General features: G+C 67.0%; 20 protein-coding genes. 13 read left to right on the top strand and 7 right to left on the bottom strand.

Annotated features, from left to right (window positions below):
* The first annotated feature begins 3 nt into the window (after positions 1-3).
* Genes rph through HWN72_RS07345 form a run of 5 tightly spaced genes read left to right on the top strand, consistent with a single transcriptional unit; the run spans position 4 to position 4,935 of the window.
* Positions 4-720, top strand: a complete 717-nt coding sequence (gene rph / locus HWN72_RS07365) for a ribonuclease PH (RefSeq protein WP_008832746.1) — start codon at positions 4-6, stop codon at positions 718-720.
* A complete protein-coding gene (gene rdgB / locus HWN72_RS07360) occupies positions 720-1,361 on the top strand; it encodes an RdgB/HAM1 family non-canonical purine NTP pyrophosphatase (protein ID WP_008832747.1) in 642 nt (213 codons plus the stop codon). The genes rph and rdgB overlap by 1 nt, the downstream gene beginning before the upstream one ends.
* Positions 1,345-2,853, top strand: a complete 1,509-nt coding sequence (locus HWN72_RS07355) for a sulfotransferase (RefSeq protein ID WP_036523134.1) — start codon at positions 1,345-1,347, stop codon at positions 2,851-2,853. Before rdgB ends, HWN72_RS07355 begins: the two co-directional genes overlap by 17 nt.
* Positions 2,854-2,884: 31 nt before the next feature.
* Positions 2,885-4,036, top strand: a complete 1,152-nt coding sequence (gene hemW / locus HWN72_RS07350) for a radical SAM family heme chaperone HemW (protein ID WP_069707713.1) — start codon at positions 2,885-2,887, stop codon at positions 4,034-4,036.
* A complete protein-coding gene (locus tag HWN72_RS07345; RefSeq protein ID WP_036523129.1) occupies positions 4,036-4,935 on the top strand; it encodes a tyrosine recombinase XerC in 900 nt (299 codons plus the stop codon). Before hemW ends, HWN72_RS07345 begins: the two co-directional genes overlap by 1 nt.
* On the opposite strand, the gene HWN72_RS07340 is transcribed toward HWN72_RS07345, so the two are convergent.
* The 4 genes from HWN72_RS07340 to rsmI form a co-directional block, all read right to left on the bottom strand.
* The gene (locus HWN72_RS07340; RefSeq protein ID WP_069709141.1) at positions 4,936-5,538 is read right to left on the bottom strand and encodes a DedA family protein; all 603 of its coding nucleotides are present in this window, start codon (positions 5,536-5,538) and stop codon (positions 4,936-4,938) included. It abuts the gene before it with no gap.
* 150 nt (positions 5,539-5,688) lie between these two features.
* Positions 5,689-6,660 carry a glutathione synthase gene (gene gshB / locus HWN72_RS07335; protein ID WP_036523126.1) on the bottom strand — a complete coding sequence of 324 codons (972 nt, stop codon included), beginning with the start codon at positions 6,658-6,660 and terminating at the stop codon, positions 5,689-5,691.
* Between the two features lie 100 nt (positions 6,661-6,760).
* On the bottom strand, positions 6,761-7,123 hold the full coding sequence (locus HWN72_RS07330; RefSeq protein WP_008833167.1) for a YraN family protein: 363 nt from the start codon (positions 7,121-7,123) through the stop codon (positions 6,761-6,763).
* A complete protein-coding gene (gene rsmI, locus HWN72_RS07325) occupies positions 7,120-7,947 on the bottom strand; it encodes a 16S rRNA (cytidine(1402)-2'-O)-methyltransferase (RefSeq protein WP_036523123.1) in 828 nt (275 codons plus the stop codon). Before rsmI ends, HWN72_RS07330 begins: the two co-directional genes overlap by 4 nt.
* Positions 7,948-7,988: 41 nt before the next feature.
* On the opposite strand from rsmI, the gene HWN72_RS07320 reads away from it, so the two are divergent.
* From HWN72_RS07320 to HWN72_RS07310, 3 genes are all read left to right on the top strand, one after another.
* Positions 7,989-9,176: a penicillin-binding protein activator gene (locus HWN72_RS07320; RefSeq protein WP_051586688.1), complete on the top strand. Its 1,188-nt coding sequence runs from the start codon at positions 7,989-7,991 to the stop codon at positions 9,174-9,176.
* A gap of 207 nt (positions 9,177-9,383) precedes the next feature.
* Positions 9,384-11,393: a DNA topoisomerase IV subunit B gene (parE, locus tag HWN72_RS07315; RefSeq protein WP_036523120.1), complete on the top strand. Its 2,010-nt coding sequence runs from the start codon at positions 9,384-9,386 to the stop codon at positions 11,391-11,393.
* A gap of 82 nt (positions 11,394-11,475) precedes the next feature.
* On the top strand, positions 11,476-12,762 hold the full coding sequence (locus HWN72_RS07310; RefSeq protein WP_051586687.1) for a serine hydrolase: 1,287 nt from the start codon (positions 11,476-11,478) through the stop codon (positions 12,760-12,762).
* On the opposite strand, the gene HWN72_RS07305 is transcribed toward HWN72_RS07310, so the two are convergent.
* Positions 12,731-13,930: a glycosyltransferase family 87 protein gene (locus HWN72_RS07305; protein ID WP_036523117.1), complete on the bottom strand. Its 1,200-nt coding sequence runs from the start codon at positions 13,928-13,930 to the stop codon at positions 12,731-12,733. The genes HWN72_RS07310 and HWN72_RS07305 overlap by 32 nt on opposite strands.
* Positions 13,931-14,056: 126 nt before the next feature.
* Here HWN72_RS07305 and HWN72_RS07300 point away from each other — a divergent pair, with 126 nt between their 5' ends.
* Genes HWN72_RS07300 through HWN72_RS07280 form a run of 5 tightly spaced genes read left to right on the top strand, consistent with a single transcriptional unit; the run spans position 14,057 to position 17,724 of the window.
* A complete protein-coding gene (locus HWN72_RS07300; protein WP_008833173.1) occupies positions 14,057-14,902 on the top strand; it encodes a MoxR family ATPase in 846 nt (281 codons plus the stop codon).
* A gap of 1 nt (position 14,903) precedes the next feature.
* Positions 14,904-15,338: a GFA family protein gene (locus HWN72_RS07295; RefSeq protein ID WP_036523115.1), complete on the top strand. Its 435-nt coding sequence runs from the start codon at positions 14,904-14,906 to the stop codon at positions 15,336-15,338.
* A gap of 16 nt (positions 15,339-15,354) precedes the next feature.
* On the top strand, positions 15,355-16,233 hold the full coding sequence (locus tag HWN72_RS07290; protein ID WP_008833175.1) for a DUF817 domain-containing protein: 879 nt from the start codon (positions 15,355-15,357) through the stop codon (positions 16,231-16,233).
* Positions 16,224-17,405 (top strand): VWA domain-containing protein, encoded by a 1,182-nt coding sequence (locus HWN72_RS07285; RefSeq protein ID WP_069707712.1) that lies wholly within the window; start codon positions 16,224-16,226, stop codon positions 17,403-17,405. The genes HWN72_RS07290 and HWN72_RS07285 overlap by 10 nt, the downstream gene beginning before the upstream one ends.
* A gap of 46 nt (positions 17,406-17,451) precedes the next feature.
* Entirely contained in the window at positions 17,452-17,724 is a 273-nt protein-coding gene (locus tag HWN72_RS07280) for a hypothetical protein (RefSeq protein WP_036523112.1), read from the top strand.
* Here the strand turns inward: HWN72_RS07280 and HWN72_RS07275 are convergent.
* Both HWN72_RS07275 and HWN72_RS07270 read right to left on the bottom strand, forming a co-directional pair.
* A complete protein-coding gene (locus tag HWN72_RS07275) occupies positions 17,718-18,917 on the bottom strand; it encodes an exo-beta-N-acetylmuramidase NamZ domain-containing protein (protein WP_211149999.1) in 1,200 nt (399 codons plus the stop codon). The two genes, HWN72_RS07280 and HWN72_RS07275, sit on opposite strands and share 7 nt — an antisense overlap.
* Positions 18,914-19,450, bottom strand: a complete 537-nt coding sequence (locus HWN72_RS07270; protein ID WP_036523106.1) for a DOMON-like domain-containing protein — start codon at positions 19,448-19,450, stop codon at positions 18,914-18,916. The genes HWN72_RS07275 and HWN72_RS07270 overlap by 4 nt, the downstream gene beginning before the upstream one ends.
* Positions 19,451-19,575 lie beyond the last annotated feature (125 nt).

The following is a 19,575-nucleotide window of genomic DNA, read 5'->3' as shown; positions in this document are numbered from 1 at the left end:
AGAATGCGCCCTTCCGGCCGTGCACCTGACGAAATGCGTGCCATCGACATCCAGACCGGCTTTACCAAGCACGCGGAAGGCTCTGTCCTGATCTCCTTCGGCGACACCCGCGTGCTGGTCACCGCCTCGGTCGAGGAGAAGGTGCCGCCGTTCCTGCGCGGCAAGGGCGAAGGCTGGGTGACGGCGGAATACTCGATGCTGCCCCGCGCCACGCATACCCGTGGCAGCCGTGAAGCCGCCAAGGGCAAGCAGTCGGGCCGCACGCAGGAAATCCAGCGCCTTATCGGCCGCTCGCTTCGCGCCGTGGTCGACATGAAGAAGCTCGGCGAACGCCAGATCGTGCTCGACTGCGACGTGCTGCAGGCCGATGGTGGCACCCGCACCGCCTCGATCTCGGGCGCCTGGGTGGCGCTGCGCCTTGCCGTCGACAAGCTGATGGCCGACGGCAAGATCAAGGAAGACCCGATCACCGCGCGCGTCGCCGCGATCTCCTGCGGCATCCACCAGGGCACCCCGGTGCTCGACCTCGACTACATCGAGGACAGCGGCGCCGATGCCGACGCCAACTTCGTGCTGATCGAAGGCGGCCTGATCGCCGAAGCACAGGCCACCGCCGAAGGCGCGACGTACGACGAGGAAGGCCTGCTGCGCCTCCTGCGCCTCGCCCGCATCGGCTGCGAGGGCATCTTCGCGGCGCAGGCCAAGGCGGTCGGCCGCTGATGACGCGCAAGCTCGATGGATCGAAGCTGGTCATCGCCACGCACAACGCGGGCAAGCTGCGCGAGATTTCCGCGCTGCTCGCCCCGTTCGGGGTGGACTGCGTCTCGGCGGGCGAGCTTGGCCTGCCCGAGCCGGAGGAGACCGGCACCACGTTCGTCGAGAATGCACTGCTCAAGGCCCATGCCGCCGCGAAGGCGGCAGGGCTGCCCGCACTGGCAGATGACAGCGGCTTGTCGGTGACGGCGCTCGGTGGACGGCCGGGCGTCTACACCGCCGACTGGGCGGAGCGACAGTGGTTCGAGGGTGAGCCCGGGCGCGACTGGTACATGGCGATGGGCAAGGTCGAGGGCCTGCTCAGCGAGCAGGGACCGGATGTGGACCGCTCCTGCTGGTTCACCAGCGTCCTTGCCATCGCCTGGCCCGAGGGCGACGAGGCGATCTACGAAGGCCGCGTCGATGGCACGTTCTCCTGGCCACCGCGCGGCACGATGGGATTCGGCTATGATCCCGTCTTCGTGCCTCAGGGTCAGAACGTCAGCTTTGCGCAGCTCACCGTCGCGGAAAAGCAGGCGATGAGCCACCGCGCCGACGCTTTCGAGAAGCTGGTGGCCGATCAGTTCGGCGATGCCGCTCACGGCTGACGATGCCCGCCTTGGCCGGGAGGCGGCCGCGAAGGGGAAACTCGGCGCGGCCATCCGGCATTTTCGCGCGGCGCTGGAGCAGGTGCCGGGCGATCCGGCGATCACTCTATGGCTTGGACAAGCGCTCTGCGCGTCCGGGCAGCTCTACGAAGGCGTGCCGTGCCTGCGCGACGCGGGCCTGGCGAGACTGTCCGGAAGCGCGGCGCCGGCAGACCTGATACCGGTCGCGCAGCTGCTGCAGAAAGTCGGCGATCCGGCGGCCTCGCTGGCGCTCTTGCAAGACATCGCCGCAAGCGGCCTCGACGAGTTTGGTTTGTGGCATGCAACAGCCACCGCCGCCGCGCAGTTGTCGCGCCACGAACTGGCGCTCGACGCCTGCGAGCGCGCCTCGCGGCACGCCCCCGACGCGACCGCCCTTTCAGTCCTGACCGCAAGCATAGAGATCGATGCCGGAAAGGCGCATGATGCAGCGGCCCGGCTCGACGCCGTTCTTGCCCGCGAGGCTCCCGTCCGCGACAGAATGCGCGCCTATCGGGAACGCGCCCGTGCGCTGGACGGACTAGGCCGCTGGCCGGAGGTCTTTCCCGACATTGAGGCCGGAGCCGCGCTCGCCGCTCAGGTCCCAGAGTATACAGCACAGGATGCGGGGCTGGTCGGCCGCATTCTGGGCCGGGACGCCGCCGACTTCGACGCCGCCATCATCCGACGCTGGCGCACCGAGGCACCGGCCGACGACCATCCCGCCCCGATATTCCTGATCGGCTACCTTCGCTCCGGCACCACGCTGATGCAGGAGGTTCTTGCCTGCGCGCCCGGCGTCACGGTCGCCGACGAGGCGCCGCTGCTGTCCGGCACGCAAGCCGCTATGCGGCCCGGACCGTCTCGCCTGAGTGCCCTCGACTCGCTCGATCGCGCCGCCGTCGCCGCGCTGCGGGCTCGCTACCGGGCGCTTGCGGCCATGCGCCTGGGACCGAGAGCTGCCACCGGCCGCCTCATCGACAAGTTCGCGCTCAACGTGATCGACCTGCCGGTGATCCTGCGCCTGTTCCCGGAAGCGCCGATCCTGTTCATGGTCCGAAGCCCACGCGATGCCTGTCTGTCAAGCGTCCTGCAGATGATGCCGCCCTCGCCTTCGACTGTGAACCTGCTGCGCTGGGATGACGCGGTGCGCTTCCACGCGCTCGTCACCGGCGCATGGCGGAGCTGGCGCGATGCGCTGGGGCTACATGCCTGCGAAGTGCGCTACGAGGCGCTTGTCGACGACCTCGAAGGTACGATGCGCGCCATCCTGCCATCCCTTGGTCTCGCGTGGACCGAAGGCATGCGCGATTTCCACAAGAGCGCCGCCACGCACGCCATCAACACCCCCAGCCGCAGCCAGGTGACGCGCCCGCTCAATCGCGCCTCGGTGGAGCGCTGGCGCCATTACGAGGCCGAGTTCACGGCGGTAGAACACCTGCTCGTCCCCGCCCTCGACGATTGGGGCTATTGACTTCGCGCGCCTATCCGCGCCTGAGAGAACGATGGCCCGCGCCCTCTACATCCATTGGCCGTTCTGTCTCGCCAAGTGCCCTTACTGCGACTTCAACAGCCATGTCCGCGACCGTGTCGATCACGCGCACTGGCAGGAGGCGCTGCTTGCCGACATGCGCCACGAACACGCGCTCGCAGGCGGAGAACCGCTGGAGTCGATCTTCTTTGGCGGTGGCACGCCCTCGCTGATGCCGCCCGCGCTGGTCGCGCGTCTGCTGCAGGAGGCCGAGGCGCTGTGGGGCTTCGCGCCCGGCATCGAGATCACGCTGGAGGGCAACCCCTCCTCGGTCGAGGCGGCCAACTATGCGGCGCTGGCGGACGTCGGCGTCAACCGCGTGTCGCTGGGCCTGCAGGCGCTGGATGACGCGACGCTGCGCTTCCTCGGCCGCTTGCACGATGCGTCGGAAGGCCTGAAAGCGCTGGAAGTGGCGCAGCGGCATTTCCAGCGCGTCAGCTTCGATCTCATCTACGCGCGTCCCGGCCAGTCGCTGAACGACTGGCGCGCCGAACTGGACCGCGCGTTGGCCTACGGCACCGGACACCTCTCGCTCTACCAGCTGACCATCGAGCCCGGCACGCGCTTCGAGACGATGGTGCGCAAAGGTGACTTCACCCCGCTCGACGAGGACGCCTGCGCCGACATGTTCGCGCTCACCCGCGAGGTCACTGCCGCCGCAGGGCTCCCGGCCTACGAGATCAGCAACCACGCCCGTCCCGGCGAGGAGAGCCGTCACAACCTCACCTACTGGCGCTATCAGGACTATTGCGGCATCGGCCCCGGCGCGCATGGACGGCGCGGCGGTCTGGCCACGGTGCGCCACCGCAAGCCGGAGAACTGGCTCGCCGCGATGGCGAAATCCGCGCAGGGCATCGTTGAGGAACGCCCGCTCGGCATCCCCGAACAGGCGAGCGAGGCAATGCTGATGGGCTTGCGCCTGCGCGAAGGGGTCGACCTCGCCGCGATGGCGGCAAGGTTCGGCATGGCCGAGGATCAGCTTTGCGATCCGGCCAAGACACGGTTCTACGAAGGACAGGCCCTCGTCTGGCGCGACGGCGCGCGGGTCGGCGTTACCGAAACGGGCATGGTCCTGCTCGATGGACTGCTCAGCGAACTGGTGCCCGCACAACTGGTCGAGGGCTGATGGCGCAGAAGGCCGACCTGCTCGAAGCCTGGGGCACCCATCTGGCGCAAGGACGGCGGCGCAGTCCGCATACGGTGCGGGCTTACGTTGCGACGGCAGGACGGTTGCTCGACAGTCTGGGCGAGGCCGACTGGCACAGGCTGGCCGTACTCGATGCGGCGGGACTGCGCGCGCATCTGGCGGCGCGGCGGCAGGACGGCATCGGCAATGTCTCGGCCGCGCGCGAGCTTTCGGCGCTCAAGGCGTTCCTGATCTTCGCACGGGAAAAGGCCGGGATCGCTCAGGCATCGGCGCCGCGCGTTAAGGGGCCGCGCGTCAAGAAAGGCCTGCCGCGCCCCGTCACCCCGGACGAAGCGGTGGGCCTTGCGGAAGGGGTCCGGGACGACGCTTCGGAGCCCTGGATCGGCGCGCGGGACCGCGCGGTGCTGATGCTGCTCTATGGCTCCGGCCTGCGTATCGCCGAGGCGCTGTCGCTGACGGGCGCCGCGCTGCCGCTGGGTGAGACGCTGACGGTCACCGGCAAGGGCGGGAAGCCTCGGATGGTGCCGCTGCTACTTGCGGTGCGTAATGCGGTGACGGAGTATCTTACCCTGTCGCCGTGGCCGGTCGAGCGTGACAAGGCGCTGTTCCGGGGCGCCAAGGGTGGGCCATTGTCGCAGGGGATGGTGCAGAAGGCAGTGGCGCGGGCACGGGTATGGCTGGGTCTGCCGGCGAGCGCGACCCCGCATGCGCTGCGGCACAGCTTCGCCACGCACCTGCTCGGTGCGGGGGCGGACTTGCGCTCATTGCAGGAACTGCTGGGCCATGCCTCGCTGGGATCGACGCAGATCTATACCAAGGTCGATGCGGCGACGCTGCTCGACGTCTATCGCAATGCCCACCCGCGCGAACGCGACTGACTATTCCGACCGCGGCTTCCAGCGCAGCACCCGCCAGACGTAGAACACTACGGTCACCACAGCGACCGCTAGTGTCGCCCAGCCGAGCCACTGCTCCGCCTGCGCCAGCGTCTGGCCGAGCCACTTGCCGCCGAGAATCAATGCCACGTTCCAGATCGCCGCTCCGACGAAGGTGAAGGCGAAGAACTTGACGTGCCCCATGTGCGCCAGCCCGGCCGGGATCGAGATCACCGAACGGAACATCGGCATGAAGCGGAACACGAAGACCACCCAGTGCCCGTGCCTGCGCAGGAAGCGTCCGGCCACTTCGACATCGTGCCATTCCAGCGTCAGCCAGCGGCCCCAGCGGTCGATGAACGGCCGCAGCCGCTCGTAGCCGAGACGATCGGCTATGAGGAACAGCACGTAGTTGCCAAGGGCCGATCCCAAGGTTCCCCAGAACAGCAGCGGCCAGAAATGCATGTCACCGCGCGCAACGGCGATCCCTCCAAGGCCCATGATGACCTCGGAGGGGATCGGCGGGATGATGTTCTCCAGCGCCATGAGGAACATGATGCCGAGGTATCCGCCCTGCCGGACGATTTCGTAGATCCATTCACCCACGATGAGCGACACCCGGTTGTCCTTGCCCTGTCAGGGGGAAGGATAGCGCAGCTTGGAAGGGGAGCTTGAGCACCAGCCCCACCCAACTTCGGCTAGGCCGCTGAGCGGCCAAGCCTGCGTATCCCGCCCCTGAAGGGGCAGGAGAAAAGATCACATCGCGGCATGCCGCCTTTCGATCGCATCCCAAATGCGCGCGGCCGTATCTGTGCCGTTGAACCGGTCGATCGCCACGATGCCGGTGGGCGAAGTCACGTTGATTTCCGTCAGCCATTTTCCGCCAATCACGTCGATACCGACGAAAACCAGCCCCCGCGCCTTGAGTTCCGGCCCAAGCGCCGCGCAGATTTCCTCTTCCGCCGAAGTGAGCGTGCTGGCCTCGGCCGAGCCGCCCACCGCGAGGTTCGAGCGGAACTCGCCCTCGCCCGGCTTGCGGTTGATGGCGCCCGCGAACTCGCCGTCGACGAGGACGATGCGCTTGTCGCCTTCCGACACGTCGGGGAGGAAGGGCTGGACCATGAACGGCTCGACCCAGGCGTTCTCGAACATTTCGATCAGCGCGCCGAGGTTCGATCCGTCGGCGGGTACGCGGAACACCGCCTTGCCGCCGTTGCCGTGAAGCGGCTTGATCACGAGGTCGCCGGGATGGCGCAGGTTGAACGCCTTCACGTCCTCGATCCGGCGGGCGATGAAGGTTGGCGGCATGAACCGCGCGTAGTCGAGCACGAAGACCTTCTCCGGCGCATTGCGCACAGAAGCAGGGTCGTTGACCACCAGCGTCTTTCCTGCGAGCCGCTCCAGCAGGTGCGTCGCAGTGATGTAACCCAGGTCGAAGGGCGGGTCCTGGCGCATCAGCACCACGTCGATGTCTTCGCCAAGGTCAATCAGGCGATACTCGCCGCGCGTGAAGTGATTGCCCTCGACGCGCTGGACGGTGACGGGCGCGCCCCAGCAGGTCAGGCGGCCGCCAGCGCCGTGCGCGGTGTCGTAGGCCAGCGTGCGCACGTCGTAGTGATAGAGGGTGTGCCCCCTCGCCTGCGCGGCGAGCATCAGGGCGAAGCTCGAATCGCCCGCGATCTTGATCGTTTCGAGCGGGTCCATCTGGACGGCGACGCGCAAAGTCATGGCGGATTCGGGCCTTTCGGAGTCGGGGGTACTTTGGTCGGCGGCGGTCTAGCCGCGTTCGCGCCTAGGTGCGACCTCAATCGCGAGTTTCAAGTCCGCGTCAGCCTCCTGGCTGCCAGGCATTGACGATTCGGCGGGGCCAAACCCAAGGCGCGATCAGGATCACGTCGATGCGCTGGTCGTCGCCGGGACGTGCATAGCGGCTCGCTATCAATTGCGCGGCATCGGCCACGCGCCTGAGCCGCCGCTCATCGATGGCCATGGCGAGTTCCGCCTGCGTCGCCCGCCACTTCACCTCGACGAAACAGACCGTGCGGCCGCGCCGCGCGACGATATCCACCTCGCCCTTGCGGGTCTTCACCCGCCGCCCGACGACACGCCAGCCGGTGAGCCAGAGGTAGAGCGCGGCGATCCACTCCCCGCGCCGCCCATGCCGCTCGGCCCGCTTGCGCCGCTCGCTCATTTGAGTTCGAGTGCCCGGGCATAGAGCGTCTTGCGGTCGAGCCCGGTCGCCTTCGCCACCGCCGCTGCCGCCTGCGAGGCCTTGGCCGTGGCCAGCGCCTCGCGCAGCAGGGCATCGACGTCCACTTCTCCCAACGGTTCCTCTCCGGGCGGTGCGATCAGCAGCACGATCTCACCCTTGGGCGGGTGCGCGGCGTAGTATTCCGACAGTTCCTGTGGAGAACCGCTGCGGCATTCCTCGAATTTCTTGGTCAGTTCCCGCCCCACGGCAACCTCTCGCCCCGGCAGCACCGAGGCGATCGCGGCCAGCGACGCGTCAAGGCGCGGCGCCGTATCGTAGAAGATCAGCGTGGCGGGAACCTTACCCAGTTCGGCCAGCATGTCCTCGCGCGCCTTGGCCTTGTTCGGCAGGAAACCGGCGAACAGGAAGCGGTCGTTCGGCAGGCCCGAAAGCGTCATCGCCACTACCGCCGCATTCGGCCCCGGCAGGCTGGTTACCGCGATTCCCCGCTCCCTTGCGGTACGCACGAGGCGATAGCCCGGGTCCGAGATCAGCGGCGTCCCCGCATCGCTGACCAGTGCGACCGGCTCTGCTTCCATCAGCGCCAGCAGCCGTTCGCGATCGCCCTCCCCAGCGTGGTCGTCGTAGCGTACCAGCTTCTTCTTCAAACCGAGGTGATGCAACAGCTTGCCCGTCACGCGAGTGTCCTCGCAGGCGACTGCGGAGACGCCGCGCAGGGTCTCGATTGCCCTGAGGGTAATGTCCCCTAGGTTGCCAATCGGGGTTGCGACTATGTAAAGGCCCGGCAAGAGTGTGTTTTCCATCGGCCAGACTCATGGCCCAGATACCGAGGGAGCGGCAAGCTATGTTCGACCTTAAAGGGAACGGGCGCCTCAATCGTCGCAGTCTTCTCGCCGCGGCCGCCATGGCTCTGGTCGCCGGTTGTACCGTGGTGCCCAAGGCGCCTCAGCCCGGCCCGCCGCCCGCGCCCACGCCTCCTCCCTCGCAGAGCGAACTGCCGGTGGACAAGGACCGTCACAGCATCGCGCTGCTGGTGCCGATGACCGGCGCCAACGCGGGCGTCGGCCAGGCGATCGCCAATGCCGCCAACATGGCCCTGCTCGACACCGCCGCGAAGAACCTGCGCGTGACGACGTACGATACCAGCGCCAATCCGGCCGAAGCTGCCCGCCGCGCGGTGACGGACGGCAACCAGCTGATCCTCGGCCCGCTGCTCGCCGACGACATCCCGGCCGTCTCGGGCATCGCCAAGGCGGCCAAGGTTCCCGTCATCTCGTTCTCCAATGACGAGCAGGCGGCGAACCGCGATGTCCTCATCATGGGCAACCTGCCCGGGCAGTCGGTGACCCGCACGGTGCAGTATGCCCGTTCGCAGGGCATCTCCACGTTCGGCGCGCTGGTTCCGCGCGGCGACTACGGCGACCGTACCAGCGCCGCGCTGCTGCAGGCGGTACGCGCCAGTGGCGGCTCGGTGATCGCTCTGGAGCCCTACGAGCGCAGCGCCGTATCGATCGCTTCGGCCGCGCAGCGCGTGAAGGCCAAGGGCGGTTTCGACGCCCTGCTGATCGCCGACAGCGGATCGCTCTCGGTTCGTGCCGCCACGGCCTTCAAGGGCGCGGCGAAGACGCCCGGCGTGAAGATCCTCGGCACCGAACTGTGGAGCGGCGAGCGTGACGTCAACGCCTCGGCAGCACTGGCAGGCGCCTGGTATTCGACCGTGTCCGACCAGCGCTTCGCACAGTTCTCCAAGAGCTACCGCGCGCGCTTCGGTAGCCAGCCGTTCCGTATCGCCACGCTCGGCTATGATGCGGTGCTCCTGACCCTTCGCGTCGCGCGCGACTGGAAGCCGGGCACCCGCTTCCCGGTCGATACCCTGCGCGACACCAAGGCGTTTCCCGGTGGCTTCCTTGGCGTGGACGGCGCGTTCCGCTTCACCAAGGGCGGCCTGATCGAGCGCGCGCTGGAAGTGCGTGAGGTCGGCGCGGGCACGGTGAAGGTCGTCAGCCCGGCGCCGGTGAAGTTCGGGGAGTAAGGCTCTGCCCACCCCGTCCGGCTAGGCAGCCAGCTGCCAAGCCTTCCGGCCCTCCCGCAAGCGAGAGGGCAAAAACGACATGAACTCCCCTCCCGCTTGCGGGAGGGGTTGGGGGTGGGCCGGTTCCAACACCTCCCTTCAAGCCCTGCGGATAAAGCGCAAACCCCTGCTTGCCCCCACGATTCCGCGCGCCCTATAGTGGCCGCCATGTCCGACGACCTCTTCGACAAGCTCCCCGCCGCCACCGGCGAGTCCTATGACGGTTCCGCGATCGAGGTGCTGGAGGGGCTCGAACCCGTCCGCCGCCGTCCGGGCATGTACATCGGCGGCACGGATGAGCGCGCGCTGCACCACCTTGCGGCCGAAGTCCTCGACAACGCGATGGACGAGGCCGTCGCCGGTCACGCCAACCGCATCGAGGTGACGCTGGAGGACGAACCCGGCACCGCCGGCCGCATCACCATCACCGACAACGGCCGCGGCATCCCGGTGGACGAGCATCCCAAATTCCCGGGCAAGTCGGCGCTGGAGGTCATCCTTTCCACCCTGCACTCGGGCGGCAAGTTCTCCGGCAAGGCCTACGCCACTTCGGGCGGCCTGCACGGCGTCGGCATCTCGGTGGTCAACGCGCTGTCGGTAAAGACGCGCGTGGAAGTGGCACGCAACAAGGAACTCTACGCGCAGGAATTCTCTCGCGGCGTGACGCTCGGTCCGATCCAGCGTGTCGGCGCAGCGCCGAACCGGCGCGGCACGGCCGTCACCTTCACGCCCGACACCGAAATCTTCGGCGACCAGAAGTTCAAGCCCGCGCGTCTGTTCAAGCTGGTGCGCTCCAAGGCGTACCTATTCGCAGGCGTCGAAATCCGCTGGAAGTGCGCGCCTGCACTCGCGGTGGACGGGGTTCCGGCGGAGGCGACCTTCCAGTTCCCCGGCGGCCTTGCCGATCACCTTGCCGAGCAGATCGGCACTCGCGAATGCGTGACCACGCAGTTCTTCTCCGGATCACAGGACTTCCCCAAGGGCGAGGACGGCTCCGAACAAGGCCGCGTCGAATGGGCGATCGCCTGGCCGCTCTACTCCGACGGCTCGTACTCGTGGTACTGCAACACCATCCCGACGCCCGACGGCGGCACCCATGAGCAGGGCCTGCGCGGCGCGCTGACCAAGGGCATTCGTGCTTTCGCCGATCTCGTCGGCCAGGCCAAGAAGGCCAAGGACATCACGCCGGACGACGTGGTGACCGGCAGTGAGGTGATGCTCTCGGTCTTCATCCGCGACCCGCAGTTCCAGAGCCAGACCAAGGACCGCCTGACCTCGCCCGAGGCCGCACGCATGGTCGAGGCGGCGGTGCGCGACCACTTCGACCACTTCCTCACCGACAACCTCGATCGCGGCAAGGCGCTGCTGGGCTCCGTCATGGAGCGCATGGACGAACGCCTGCGCCGCAAGGCGGAGCGCGAGGTCAAGCGCAAGACCGCCACCAACGCCCGCAAGCTGCGCCTTCCCGGCAAGCTGACCGACTGCTCGGGCGAAGGTCACGGCGAAACCGAACTGTTCATCGTCGAGGGCGATTCGGCAGGCGGCTCGGCCAAGCAGGCGCGCGATCGCAAGACGCAGGCGATCCTGCCGATCCGCGGTAAGATCCTCAACGTCGCATCGGCCACGGCCGACAAGATCCGCGCCAACCAGGAAATCGCCGACCTCGGCCTCGCGCTCGGCTGCGGCACGCGCAAGGACTGCAACGCCGACAACTTGCGCTATGACCGCATCGTCATCATGACCGACGCCGACGTCGACGGCGCCCACATCGCCACGCTGCTGATGACGTTCTTCTTCCAGGAGATGCCGGACATCGTTCGGCGCGGCCACCTCTACCTCGCGCAGCCGCCGCTCTACCGCCTGACTTCGGGCGCGACTTCCGCCTACGCCCGCGACGATGCCCACCGTGCCGAACTGGAAGCGACCAAGTTCAAGGGCAAGAAGGTCGAAGTCGGCCGCTTCAAGGGCCTTGGCGAGATGAACCCCGGCCAGCTGCGCGAGACGACGATGAGCCCGGACACCCGCTCCCTGATCCGCATCACCCTGCCGCAGGAGAGCGAGGGCCGATTCGCAGTGAAGGATCTCGTCGACCGCCTGATGGGCCGCAATCCCGAACATCGCTTCCACTTCATCCAGAACCGCGCCGGCGACCTCGACCGCGAACTGATCGACGCCTGACGGATACCGCCCGATGAACACCCGTTGACCTTCATCCCGCCTGCCGTCAGCCTGCCCGCGATGGTCAGGCCGGGGGCAGGCAATGAGCGGATGGCGGGGTTTTCTCAGTTTCGTGCTGGCACTCGTTCTGGGTAGCGGCGCGGCACATGCGCAGGACGATACCGAGGCTTTGCTCAAGCAGCGTGTCGCGGAGGTCGTCGCGGTCATGCAGGGCAAGCGCGATGCCGCAGAGACTTTCGACGCCCGCTTCCTGAGCGAAGTTCCGGCCGAGCGCCTTCGTGCCCTCACCTCGCAGATCGCGGCGCAGGGCGGTGCGGTGGAAGGATATGCGGACTTCAAGCGCGAACAGCAACGTTCGGCCACCTTCACCCTGAAACTCGCCAATGCCACCGCGCCCGCCCGGATCGAACTGGGACCGGGCGACAAGCCCCTGGTGGCGGGCTTTCGCATCTTCGCGGTGACGCCTGCAGGCGACAGCCTCGACAAGCTGGATGCGGATTTTGCAGCCCTGCCGGGAAAGGCCGGGTTCGCGGTCTATCGCCTCGGTGATGACGCGCCGGTGCTCGCCAAAGGCCGCGAGGTGACGACACCGTTCGCAGTGGGCTCCTCGTTCAAGCTCTACGTCCTCGCGGCGCTGGCGCGGCAGGTGAAGGAAGGCAAGCGGCGCTGGAGCGACGTCGTGCTCGTATCGGGCAAGTCCTTCCCGAGCGGCACCGTGCACACCCTCCCCGACGGTGCGCCGGTGACGGTGCATACCCTCGCCAGCCTGATGATCTCCATCAGCGACAATACCGCGACCGACATGCTGGTGCGCCTTGCCGGGCAGGAGGCATTGGCACGCGAAGTCCGCCTCGCCCGGCACGCAAGGCCCGAGGCGATGGCGCCGATAATGACGACCGCGCAGCTCTTCGCCCTCAAGCGCGGCGGTGATGCGGTCACGGAGCGGTATGCCAGCGCCTCGCCGGAGGAACGTCAGCGCCAGCTCGATGCGCTGGACCTCTCGCGGGTCGCCGAGGCCGATCCCGGCGAAGTCTTCGGTCATGGCCCGGTGGCGATCGACCGGATCGAATGGTTCTCCTCCCCTGCAGACCTTGCAGGGGTGATGGACGACTTGCGCCGCCTCGACAGCCGCGAGGCGTTCGACATCCTCGCCATCAACCCGGCGATGGATAGCGCCACGGCCCGCACGCGGGCCTACGTGGGCTACAAAGGCGGCTCGGAGGACGGCGTGATGAGCATGACCTGGCTGCTGCGCGACAAAGTCGAGACATGGTCGGTGGTGACGGGAAGCTGGAACGATCCGAAGGCGCCGATCGACAACAAACGCTTCGAAGTGCTCATGCTGCGACTGGCGAAGCTGGCCGGCTGACCCGTCGCCACAGCACTGCAAACAACAGGCCCAGCACCAGCGGCATCACCGGCAGAGCAAGGTTCATCGCCAAAGGCCGCGCGAAGGCTGGCGCGGCGAAGGCGAGGAGGATCGCCAGCTTCTCCCACCCGGCGAAGCCGCGGCGCAGCCCCTGCCCCACCAGCCAGAGTAGCGGGAACGCCAGCAGCACCATGTCGTAGTCGAGTACGAAGGGCGTCACCAGCGGCGCTCCGGCGAGGGCGAGGACGGCCAGACCATCGGACCAGCCCCTTCGCCATGCTGCCCGCGCCAATAGGCCCGCTATCACCAGCGCCACCACCGCCTGCACCGCATAGGCAACCGATGTCGCGGCGCCCAGCAGCTTGAGCGCCGCGAAGGGGCTCATCATCTTGGCGTAGCCGACCGCGCCTGCCGCCATGGCCTCCTCGGCGCGGGCACTGGCGGAGAGCCAGCCTGACCAGACCTCGCCACCGAACAGCAGCGCCGAGGCGGCGGCAAGCAGTCCGGCGGTGAGGGCGGCTGCGAGGATCGTTCGCCATTGACCGGTGAGCAGCAGCACGATCGGCAGCAGCAGCCCGAACTGCGGCTTGATCGTCGCCAGCCCCAGCAGCACGCCCGCCAGCACCGGCCGCGTGGGCACGAGCCACAGTCCAGCCCCGAGCAATCCCGCGACGAGGAACGCCGTCTGGCCGTGCGTCACCACGATCGGCACCGCCGGGAACGCGAGGAGCAGCAGCCACAAAGGAACCGGCACCAAAAACCGGTGCCACCACGCCCGCACGCTCGCGACATAGACCGCCCCCGTCGTGACCAGCCACGCGGCGAGCGCCGGGAAATAGCCCAGCCCGCCGAGCGGCCAGCAGAACGGCAGGAATGAGGGCGGGTAGAAGAAGGCGGTGTAACCGCCCTCGGATGCAAAGAAGGCCCTTTGCGCGGCGATATGCGCGGCGCCATCGTACACGTCCGCGCCTGCCCGGAGCATGTGCCCGACCGTCCAGAAGCTGATGAAATCGCTCCCCAGCAGGAAGCCGTTGCGATCGACACCGCCATGCGAACTCGCCACCAGCCAAGCCAGCATCGCGACATTGAGCAGCGCGAGAATCCGCAAGTAAGCGCCGCAACGCGCCGCGCCCAGCCAGTCCATCTTTCGCAGGAAATCGAGCCCCATGCGCTCTGCTCTGCAACGCTCGCGCGGGGAAGTCCATCGCCCGCCCGTCGTATCCGGATCGATATTGCCTTGCAGCATCGCACCCCATAAGGCTTAATCAAACGGTTAAAGTCACAGGATGAGCCGATGCAGCGTTTCGAAGGCACCAGCAACTACGTCGCCACCGAGGACCTCAAGGTCGCCGTCAATGCCGCCGTGCTGCTGCGCCGCCCGCTGCTGGTGAAGGGCGAGCCCGGCACCGGCAAGACCGTGCTGGCCGAACAGATCGCCGAGGCTCTCGATGCCCCGCTCATCACCTGGAACGTCAAGTCCACCACCAAGGCGCATCAGGGCCTGTATGAATACGACGCCGTCGCCCGCCTGCGCGACGGCCAGCTCGGCGATGCGCGGGTGCACGACATCGGCAATTACATCCGCAAGGGCAAGCTGTGGGAGGCGTTCACCTCGCCGCGCCTGCCGGTCCTGCTGATCGACGAGATCGACAAGGCCGACATCGAGTTTCCCAACGATCTCCTCGCCGAACTCGATCGCATGGCCTTCGACGTCTACGAGACCGGCGAGCACGTCGCCGCCGTCGAGCGCCCGATCGTGGTGATCACCTCGAACAACGAGAAGGACCTGCCCGACGCCTTCCTGCGCCGCTGCTTCTTCCACTATATCCGCTTCCCGGACCGCGAGACGATGGAGGCGATCGTCGACGTTCACTTCCCCGGCATCCAGAAGGTGCTGGTGCGCAAGGCCATGGAGATCTTCTACGAACTGCGCGAAGTGCCCGGCCTCAAGAAGAAGCCCTCGACCAGCGAACTGCTCGACTGGCTCAAGCTGCTGATGAACGAGGACATGCCGCTCGACGTGCTGCAGAACAGGGACTCCGCCAAGGCCATCCCGCCGCTGCACGGGGCCTTGCTCAAGAACGAGCAGGACGTGATGATGTTTGAAAGGCTGGCCTTCATGGCCCGGGGAAACCGCTGAGATGACCGCATCCTATTCAGGGCGCTGCAACTGCGGTGCCGTTACCGTCGAAATCACCGCAGAGCCGGTCGCCACCCGTCAGTGCTGGTGCCGCCAGTGCCAGAAGACCGCCGGTGGCGGCCCGACCAACAACGCGATGTTCCCGACCGACGCGGTGACGCTGACCGGGGATCGCGGCGAATTCGTCTACGTCGCGGCCAGCGGCAATACGCTGACGCAGGAGTTCTGCGTGGCCTGCGGCAGTCCGGTCCTTGGCCGATCGAGCGCGCGCCCGCAGTTCCGCACCATTCGCATCGGCCTGCTCGAAGGCGACCATGGCGTGAGGCCCGCGATGGCGATCTGGACCGACGACGCACCGGACTGGGCGGTGATCGATCCGGCGCTGGAACGCTGGCCGCAGCAGCCCCCTGCCCCGGCTCCCACGCCGCAGGACTGATCGGCGGCACCGGGTCATGACCGCAGGGCCGAGCACGCACACCCGTTTCGCCGCGATCCGCGCGCGGCTCGAGGGCTTCACGCCGCGTCCGGGCTGGCGCGCGTGGGTCTACGAGTTCCTGCTGTTCGGCTTCAAACAGGGCTGGGCCTGCCTGTTTGGCGGGCTGCTGCTCGCGCTGCTCCTCGGCACGCACTTGTTCTATCCCGACGATGCGCCGCTCGCCCGATACGATTTCCTGACCATCAGTGCGTTCGCCATCCAGTTGGCGATGCTCGCGCTGCGGCTGGAGACGTTGGACGAAGCCAAGGTCATCCTTGCCTTTCACGTCGTCGGCACCGTGATGGAGCTTTTCAAGACCGCCGTTGGATCGTGGGAGTATCCCGAAACCGCGATGTTGCGTGTGGGCGCGGTGCCGCTGTTCTCGGGATTCATGTATGCGGCCGTCGGCAGCTACATCGCCCGCGTCTGGCGTATCTTCGACTTCCGCTTCACCGGCTACCCGCGCGAGGGGCTTTCAGTGGTGCTGGCTTTGGCGATCTACGTCAATTTCTTCGCGCATCACTGGCTGCCCGACTTGCGGCTCGCGCTATTCGCCATGCTGGCCCTGTGCTTCGCCCGCACCCGCATCTGGTTCCGTGTCTGGCGGGAGGATCGGTGGATGCCGCTGCTGCTCGGCTGGTTCCTCGTCGCGCTGTTCATCTGGTTCGCGGAGAACCTCGCGACCTTCTCGCACGCGTGGATCTACCCGAGCCAGCGCAGCGGCTGGGCGATGGTCCACTTCGGCAAGCTGGGTGCGTGGTATCTGTTGATGTATATTTCCTTCGTGCTGGTCGCGGCCGTGCATAGGCCGAAGATGCGCGCTCAAGGCCGCAGGGAAGGCGCCCCATGTTCCTGAACTTCATCGACGAACTGCGCAGCGCAGGCATTCCGGCCTCGCTCAAGGAGCACCTCGTGCTGCTGGAAGCGCTCGACAAGGACGTGATCGAGCAGACGCCCGAGGCGTTCTACTACCTCAGCCGCGCCACCTTTGTGAAGGACGAGGGCCTGCTGGACCGCTTCGACCAGGTATTCCGCAAGGTCTTCGAAGGCGTGTTCAGCGACTACGGCCAACAGCCCGTCGATATCCCCGAAGACTGGCTCAAGAAGCTCGCCGAACGCTACTTCTCGGCCGAGGAGATGGAGGCGGTGAAGGCGCTCGGGTCCTGGGACGAGATCATGGAGACGCTGAAGAAGCGTCTGGAGGAGCAGGAAAAGCGCCATCAGGGCGGCAACAAGTGGATCGGCACCAACGGCACCTCGCCGTTCGGGCACTCGGGCTACAACCCCGAAGGCGTGCGGATCGGCGGGGAAGGCAAGCAGGGCCGCGCGATCAAGGTCTGGGAAAAGCGCGAGTTCGCCAACCTCGACAACACCCGTGAACTCGGCACCCGCAACATCAAGGTGGCGCTGCGCCGCCTGCGCCGCTTCGCCCGCGAAGGCGCGGCGGAGGAGCTTGATCTGGACGCCACCATCGCCGGGACCGCCAAGCAGGGCTGGCTCGACGTCGTCATGCGGCCCGAGCGGCACAATGCGGTGAAGGTCCTGCTGTTCCTCGACGTCGGCGGCTCGATGGACCCGTTCGTCAGGCTGATCGAGGAACTGTTCAGCGCCGCCACGGCGGAGTTCAAGAACATGGAGTTCTTCTACTTCCACAACTGCCTCTACGAAGGCGTATGGAAGGACAACCGCCGCCGCTGGTCGCAGCGCACGCCGACTTGGGACGTGCTCCACAAGTACGGTCACGACTACAAGGTGATCTTCGTCGGCGACGCCGCGATGAGCCCCTACGAGATCAGCCATCCCGGCGGCTCGGTGGAGCACATGAACGAGGAAGCAGGCACGGTCTGGCTGAACCGCGTGGTGCAGACTTATCCGGCGACGGTGTGGCTGAACCCCAGCCCCGAACGACAGTGGGGCTATTCGGGTTCGACTCGCATGATCCGCGAGATCATGGGCGGAGCGATGTACCCGCTGACGCTGGACGGGCTGGACTCGGCGATGCGCGAACTCACGCGCAAGAAGGGGTGACCGTCGCCGTCGGCGTGATAGGATCGATACACCAAGGAGATGACCGATGATGACGTTTCTGCTGATGCTCGCTGCCGGCGTGGCAGTTCAGGGTGAAGCCAGCGCTGCCAAAACTCGTCAGTGCGAATTCAAGGTCGAGCAGGTTTCCGCCAGCACCGGCACGGTAAAGTTCGAGCCCGGCAGGGACGCGCCGATGCTGCTCAGCGCGGTGGAGAAGCGAGTCAACGGCTGCTCCGTGCTCACCGAGGCGGGCACGGGCCGGACCATCGAGCCCCCTGCCGTAACCAACGACCCCGCCAAAGTGAAGCCGGCTCAGTAAAGCAGCAGGTCCGCGACTCCGGCGCGCCAGGCGGCCTCGTCGCGGGCGGCGATCGCATCGAGATCGGCGGGCGTGGAAGCCGGGTCATCGACCCATTCGCGCAAGGCCGGGCCACCGTTGATGACGTCGATGGCAAGGCGCTCGAATTCATACTCGTACGGGAAGTCGCGCCAGAGCGGATAGTGCGGATAAAGGCGCCTGATCGCCTTGAACGCCAGTGCCTGCAACCGCCACGGACGGAATGCCTGGTGATCATAGAACGCGCCTTCCGCGTGGATCATCAAACCGTTGCACAAGGTCTTGGCGTGCTTGTGGAAGGTCGGCTCGAACCAGCACTCGCGGATCGCGCAGCCCTCCAGCCATTCGGGCGCGAAGGCGCGCATCTCGGCGAGTACCGCCTTGGCATCGATGTCGGGGGCTCCGAACAGGATTTCGAGCGGGCGGGTGGTCCCGCGCCCTTCGGAGACGGTCGCGCCCTCGATCATGACCGTCCCGGCATAGGCGCGGGCCATGTTGAGGTTGGCGGCATTGGGGCTCGGGTTGATCCAGATGCGGTCCTGCGGCCAGCCGAAACCGGGCGCGGACTCGGGCTCCCAGCCCTCCATGGCGATCACGCGGTAATCCACGTTCAGGCCGAAATGGCGGATGAACCAGTGGCCCATCTCGCCAAGTGTCAGCCCGTGGCGCATCGGCATCGGCCCGGCACCGACGAAGCTCTCTTGCCCCGGCAGCAGCGTCGTGCCCTCGACCGGACGTCCGGCGGGGTTGGGGCGATCGAGCACCCAGACGCTCTTGCCCTGCGCGGCGGCCTCTTCGCACAGGTAGAGCAGCGTAGTGACGAAAGTATAGATGCGGCAGCCGAGGTCCTGTAGGTCGAACAGGAACACATCGGCGGTCGACATCATCTGCCCGGTCGGGCGGCGCACCTCGCCGTAGAGACTGAACACCGGGATGCCGTAAACCGGATCGGTCTCGTCGAACGTCTCGACCATGTTGTCCTGCTTGTCGCCCTTGAGACCGTGCTGCGGGCCGAAGGCGCTGGTCACGTTGACCCCGGCCGCGATCAGGGCGTCCAGCGAATGGACCAGTTCCTCGGTCACCGAGGCCGGATGGGCGATGAGCGAAACGCGCTTGCCTTCGAGCGGGGCGCGCAGGGCGGGGTCCGCCAGCAGGCGGTCGATACCGAATTTCATGGCGCGGTGGGTGCCGCAATGGTCGCCGTGAAGCAAGCCGGATCGTGGAAGTCGGGAGCGTCACTGCAATGGGCCAGTGCCCAGTAACTCTTGTGGCCGCCTTGTTCCTCTATCACCGCCGTGAAACCGCACCGCCACGGCGCAAGCGGCAGCCCGGCGGCGGGGATCGCGGCATCGAAGATCGCCATGTCGGTGCCCTGCCGGATGGTGCACTCGGGTTCGCGCGGCATCGGCCTTTCGGCCATGCCTTCGCGCCGGGCGGTGAAGTCGTAGACGTTCCAGCGCTCGGAGGGAGAAAGGTTGATCTCGGTATAGCCCGGTCCATCGCCGTGCTGGAGAAACAGCTCGAAGCAGGTGGTCTGCCACAAGCCATCCGCCCTGCCCTTGCCCGCGAAAGGCGGCACGACCAGTTTTCCCGCCCCCATGATCTTCCAGCGCGCGCGCAGCCACTGCGCGTCATGCCCGATGATCCGCGCCTCCACACTGCGGACGGCGAGTGGAGGGTGGGCGGGGTGGGAGACGAGTTCGGTCATTGTCCTTCGCTATGCGCTGAAATGGCTCCATGGCAATGCGGTTCTGGCGAAACGAAGGAATGCACGCGACAAACACCACCACCCACCCGCCCGACCGACCGACGGACGGGACGGCGGACGACGAC

The organism is Novosphingobium sp. HR1a (assembly GCF_015594425.1).
GTDB classification, from domain to species: Bacteria; Pseudomonadota; Alphaproteobacteria; order Sphingomonadales; family Sphingomonadaceae; genus Novosphingobium; species Novosphingobium resinovorum_A.
This window is presented reverse-complemented; position numbering and strand designations above follow the sequence as displayed.

What these genes read in the sequence shown, in the direction of transcription:
- rph (WP_008832746.1), top strand. Translation starts at nt 4, where the DNA reads ATGCGCCCTTCCGGCCGTGCACCTGACGAAATGCGTGCCATCGACATC.
- hemW (WP_069707713.1), top strand. Translation starts at nt 2,885, where the DNA reads ATGGCCCGCGCCCTCTACATCCATTGGCCGTTCTGTCTCGCCAAGTGC.
- HWN72_RS07270 (WP_036523106.1), bottom strand. Translation starts at nt 19,450, where the DNA reads ATGACCGAACTCGTCTCCCACCCCGCCCACCCTCCACTCGCCGTCCGC.
- parE (WP_036523120.1), top strand. Translation starts at nt 9,384, where the DNA reads ATGTCCGACGACCTCTTCGACAAGCTCCCCGCCGCCACCGGCGAGTCC.
- HWN72_RS07300 (WP_008833173.1), top strand. Translation starts at nt 14,057, where the DNA reads ATGCAGCGTTTCGAAGGCACCAGCAACTACGTCGCCACCGAGGACCTC.
- HWN72_RS07320 (WP_051586688.1), top strand. Translation starts at nt 7,989, where the DNA reads ATGTTCGACCTTAAAGGGAACGGGCGCCTCAATCGTCGCAGTCTTCTC.
- HWN72_RS07305 (WP_036523117.1), bottom strand. Translation starts at nt 13,930, where the DNA reads ATGGGGCTCGATTTCCTGCGAAAGATGGACTGGCTGGGCGCGGCGCGT.
- HWN72_RS07280 (WP_036523112.1), top strand. Translation starts at nt 17,452, where the DNA reads ATGATGACGTTTCTGCTGATGCTCGCTGCCGGCGTGGCAGTTCAGGGT.
- HWN72_RS07295 (WP_036523115.1), top strand. Translation starts at nt 14,904, where the DNA reads ATGACCGCATCCTATTCAGGGCGCTGCAACTGCGGTGCCGTTACCGTC.
- HWN72_RS07275 (WP_211149999.1), bottom strand. Translation starts at nt 18,917, where the DNA reads ATGAAATTCGGTATCGACCGCCTGCTGGCGGACCCCGCCCTGCGCGCC.
- gshB (WP_036523126.1), bottom strand. Translation starts at nt 6,660, where the DNA reads ATGACTTTGCGCGTCGCCGTCCAGATGGACCCGCTCGAAACGATCAAG.
- rsmI (WP_036523123.1), bottom strand. Translation starts at nt 7,947, where the DNA reads ATGGAAAACACACTCTTGCCGGGCCTTTACATAGTCGCAACCCCGATT.
- HWN72_RS07285 (WP_069707712.1), top strand. Translation starts at nt 16,224, where the DNA reads ATGTTCCTGAACTTCATCGACGAACTGCGCAGCGCAGGCATTCCGGCC.
- HWN72_RS07310 (WP_051586687.1), top strand. Translation starts at nt 11,476, where the DNA reads ATGAGCGGATGGCGGGGTTTTCTCAGTTTCGTGCTGGCACTCGTTCTG.
- HWN72_RS07330 (WP_008833167.1), bottom strand. Translation starts at nt 7,123, where the DNA reads ATGAGCGAGCGGCGCAAGCGGGCCGAGCGGCATGGGCGGCGCGGGGAG.
- HWN72_RS07290 (WP_008833175.1), top strand. Translation starts at nt 15,355, where the DNA reads ATGACCGCAGGGCCGAGCACGCACACCCGTTTCGCCGCGATCCGCGCG.
- HWN72_RS07355 (WP_036523134.1), top strand. Translation starts at nt 1,345, where the DNA reads ATGCCGCTCACGGCTGACGATGCCCGCCTTGGCCGGGAGGCGGCCGCG.
- rdgB (WP_008832747.1), top strand. Translation starts at nt 720, where the DNA reads ATGACGCGCAAGCTCGATGGATCGAAGCTGGTCATCGCCACGCACAAC.
- HWN72_RS07345 (WP_036523129.1), top strand. Translation starts at nt 4,036, where the DNA reads ATGGCGCAGAAGGCCGACCTGCTCGAAGCCTGGGGCACCCATCTGGCG.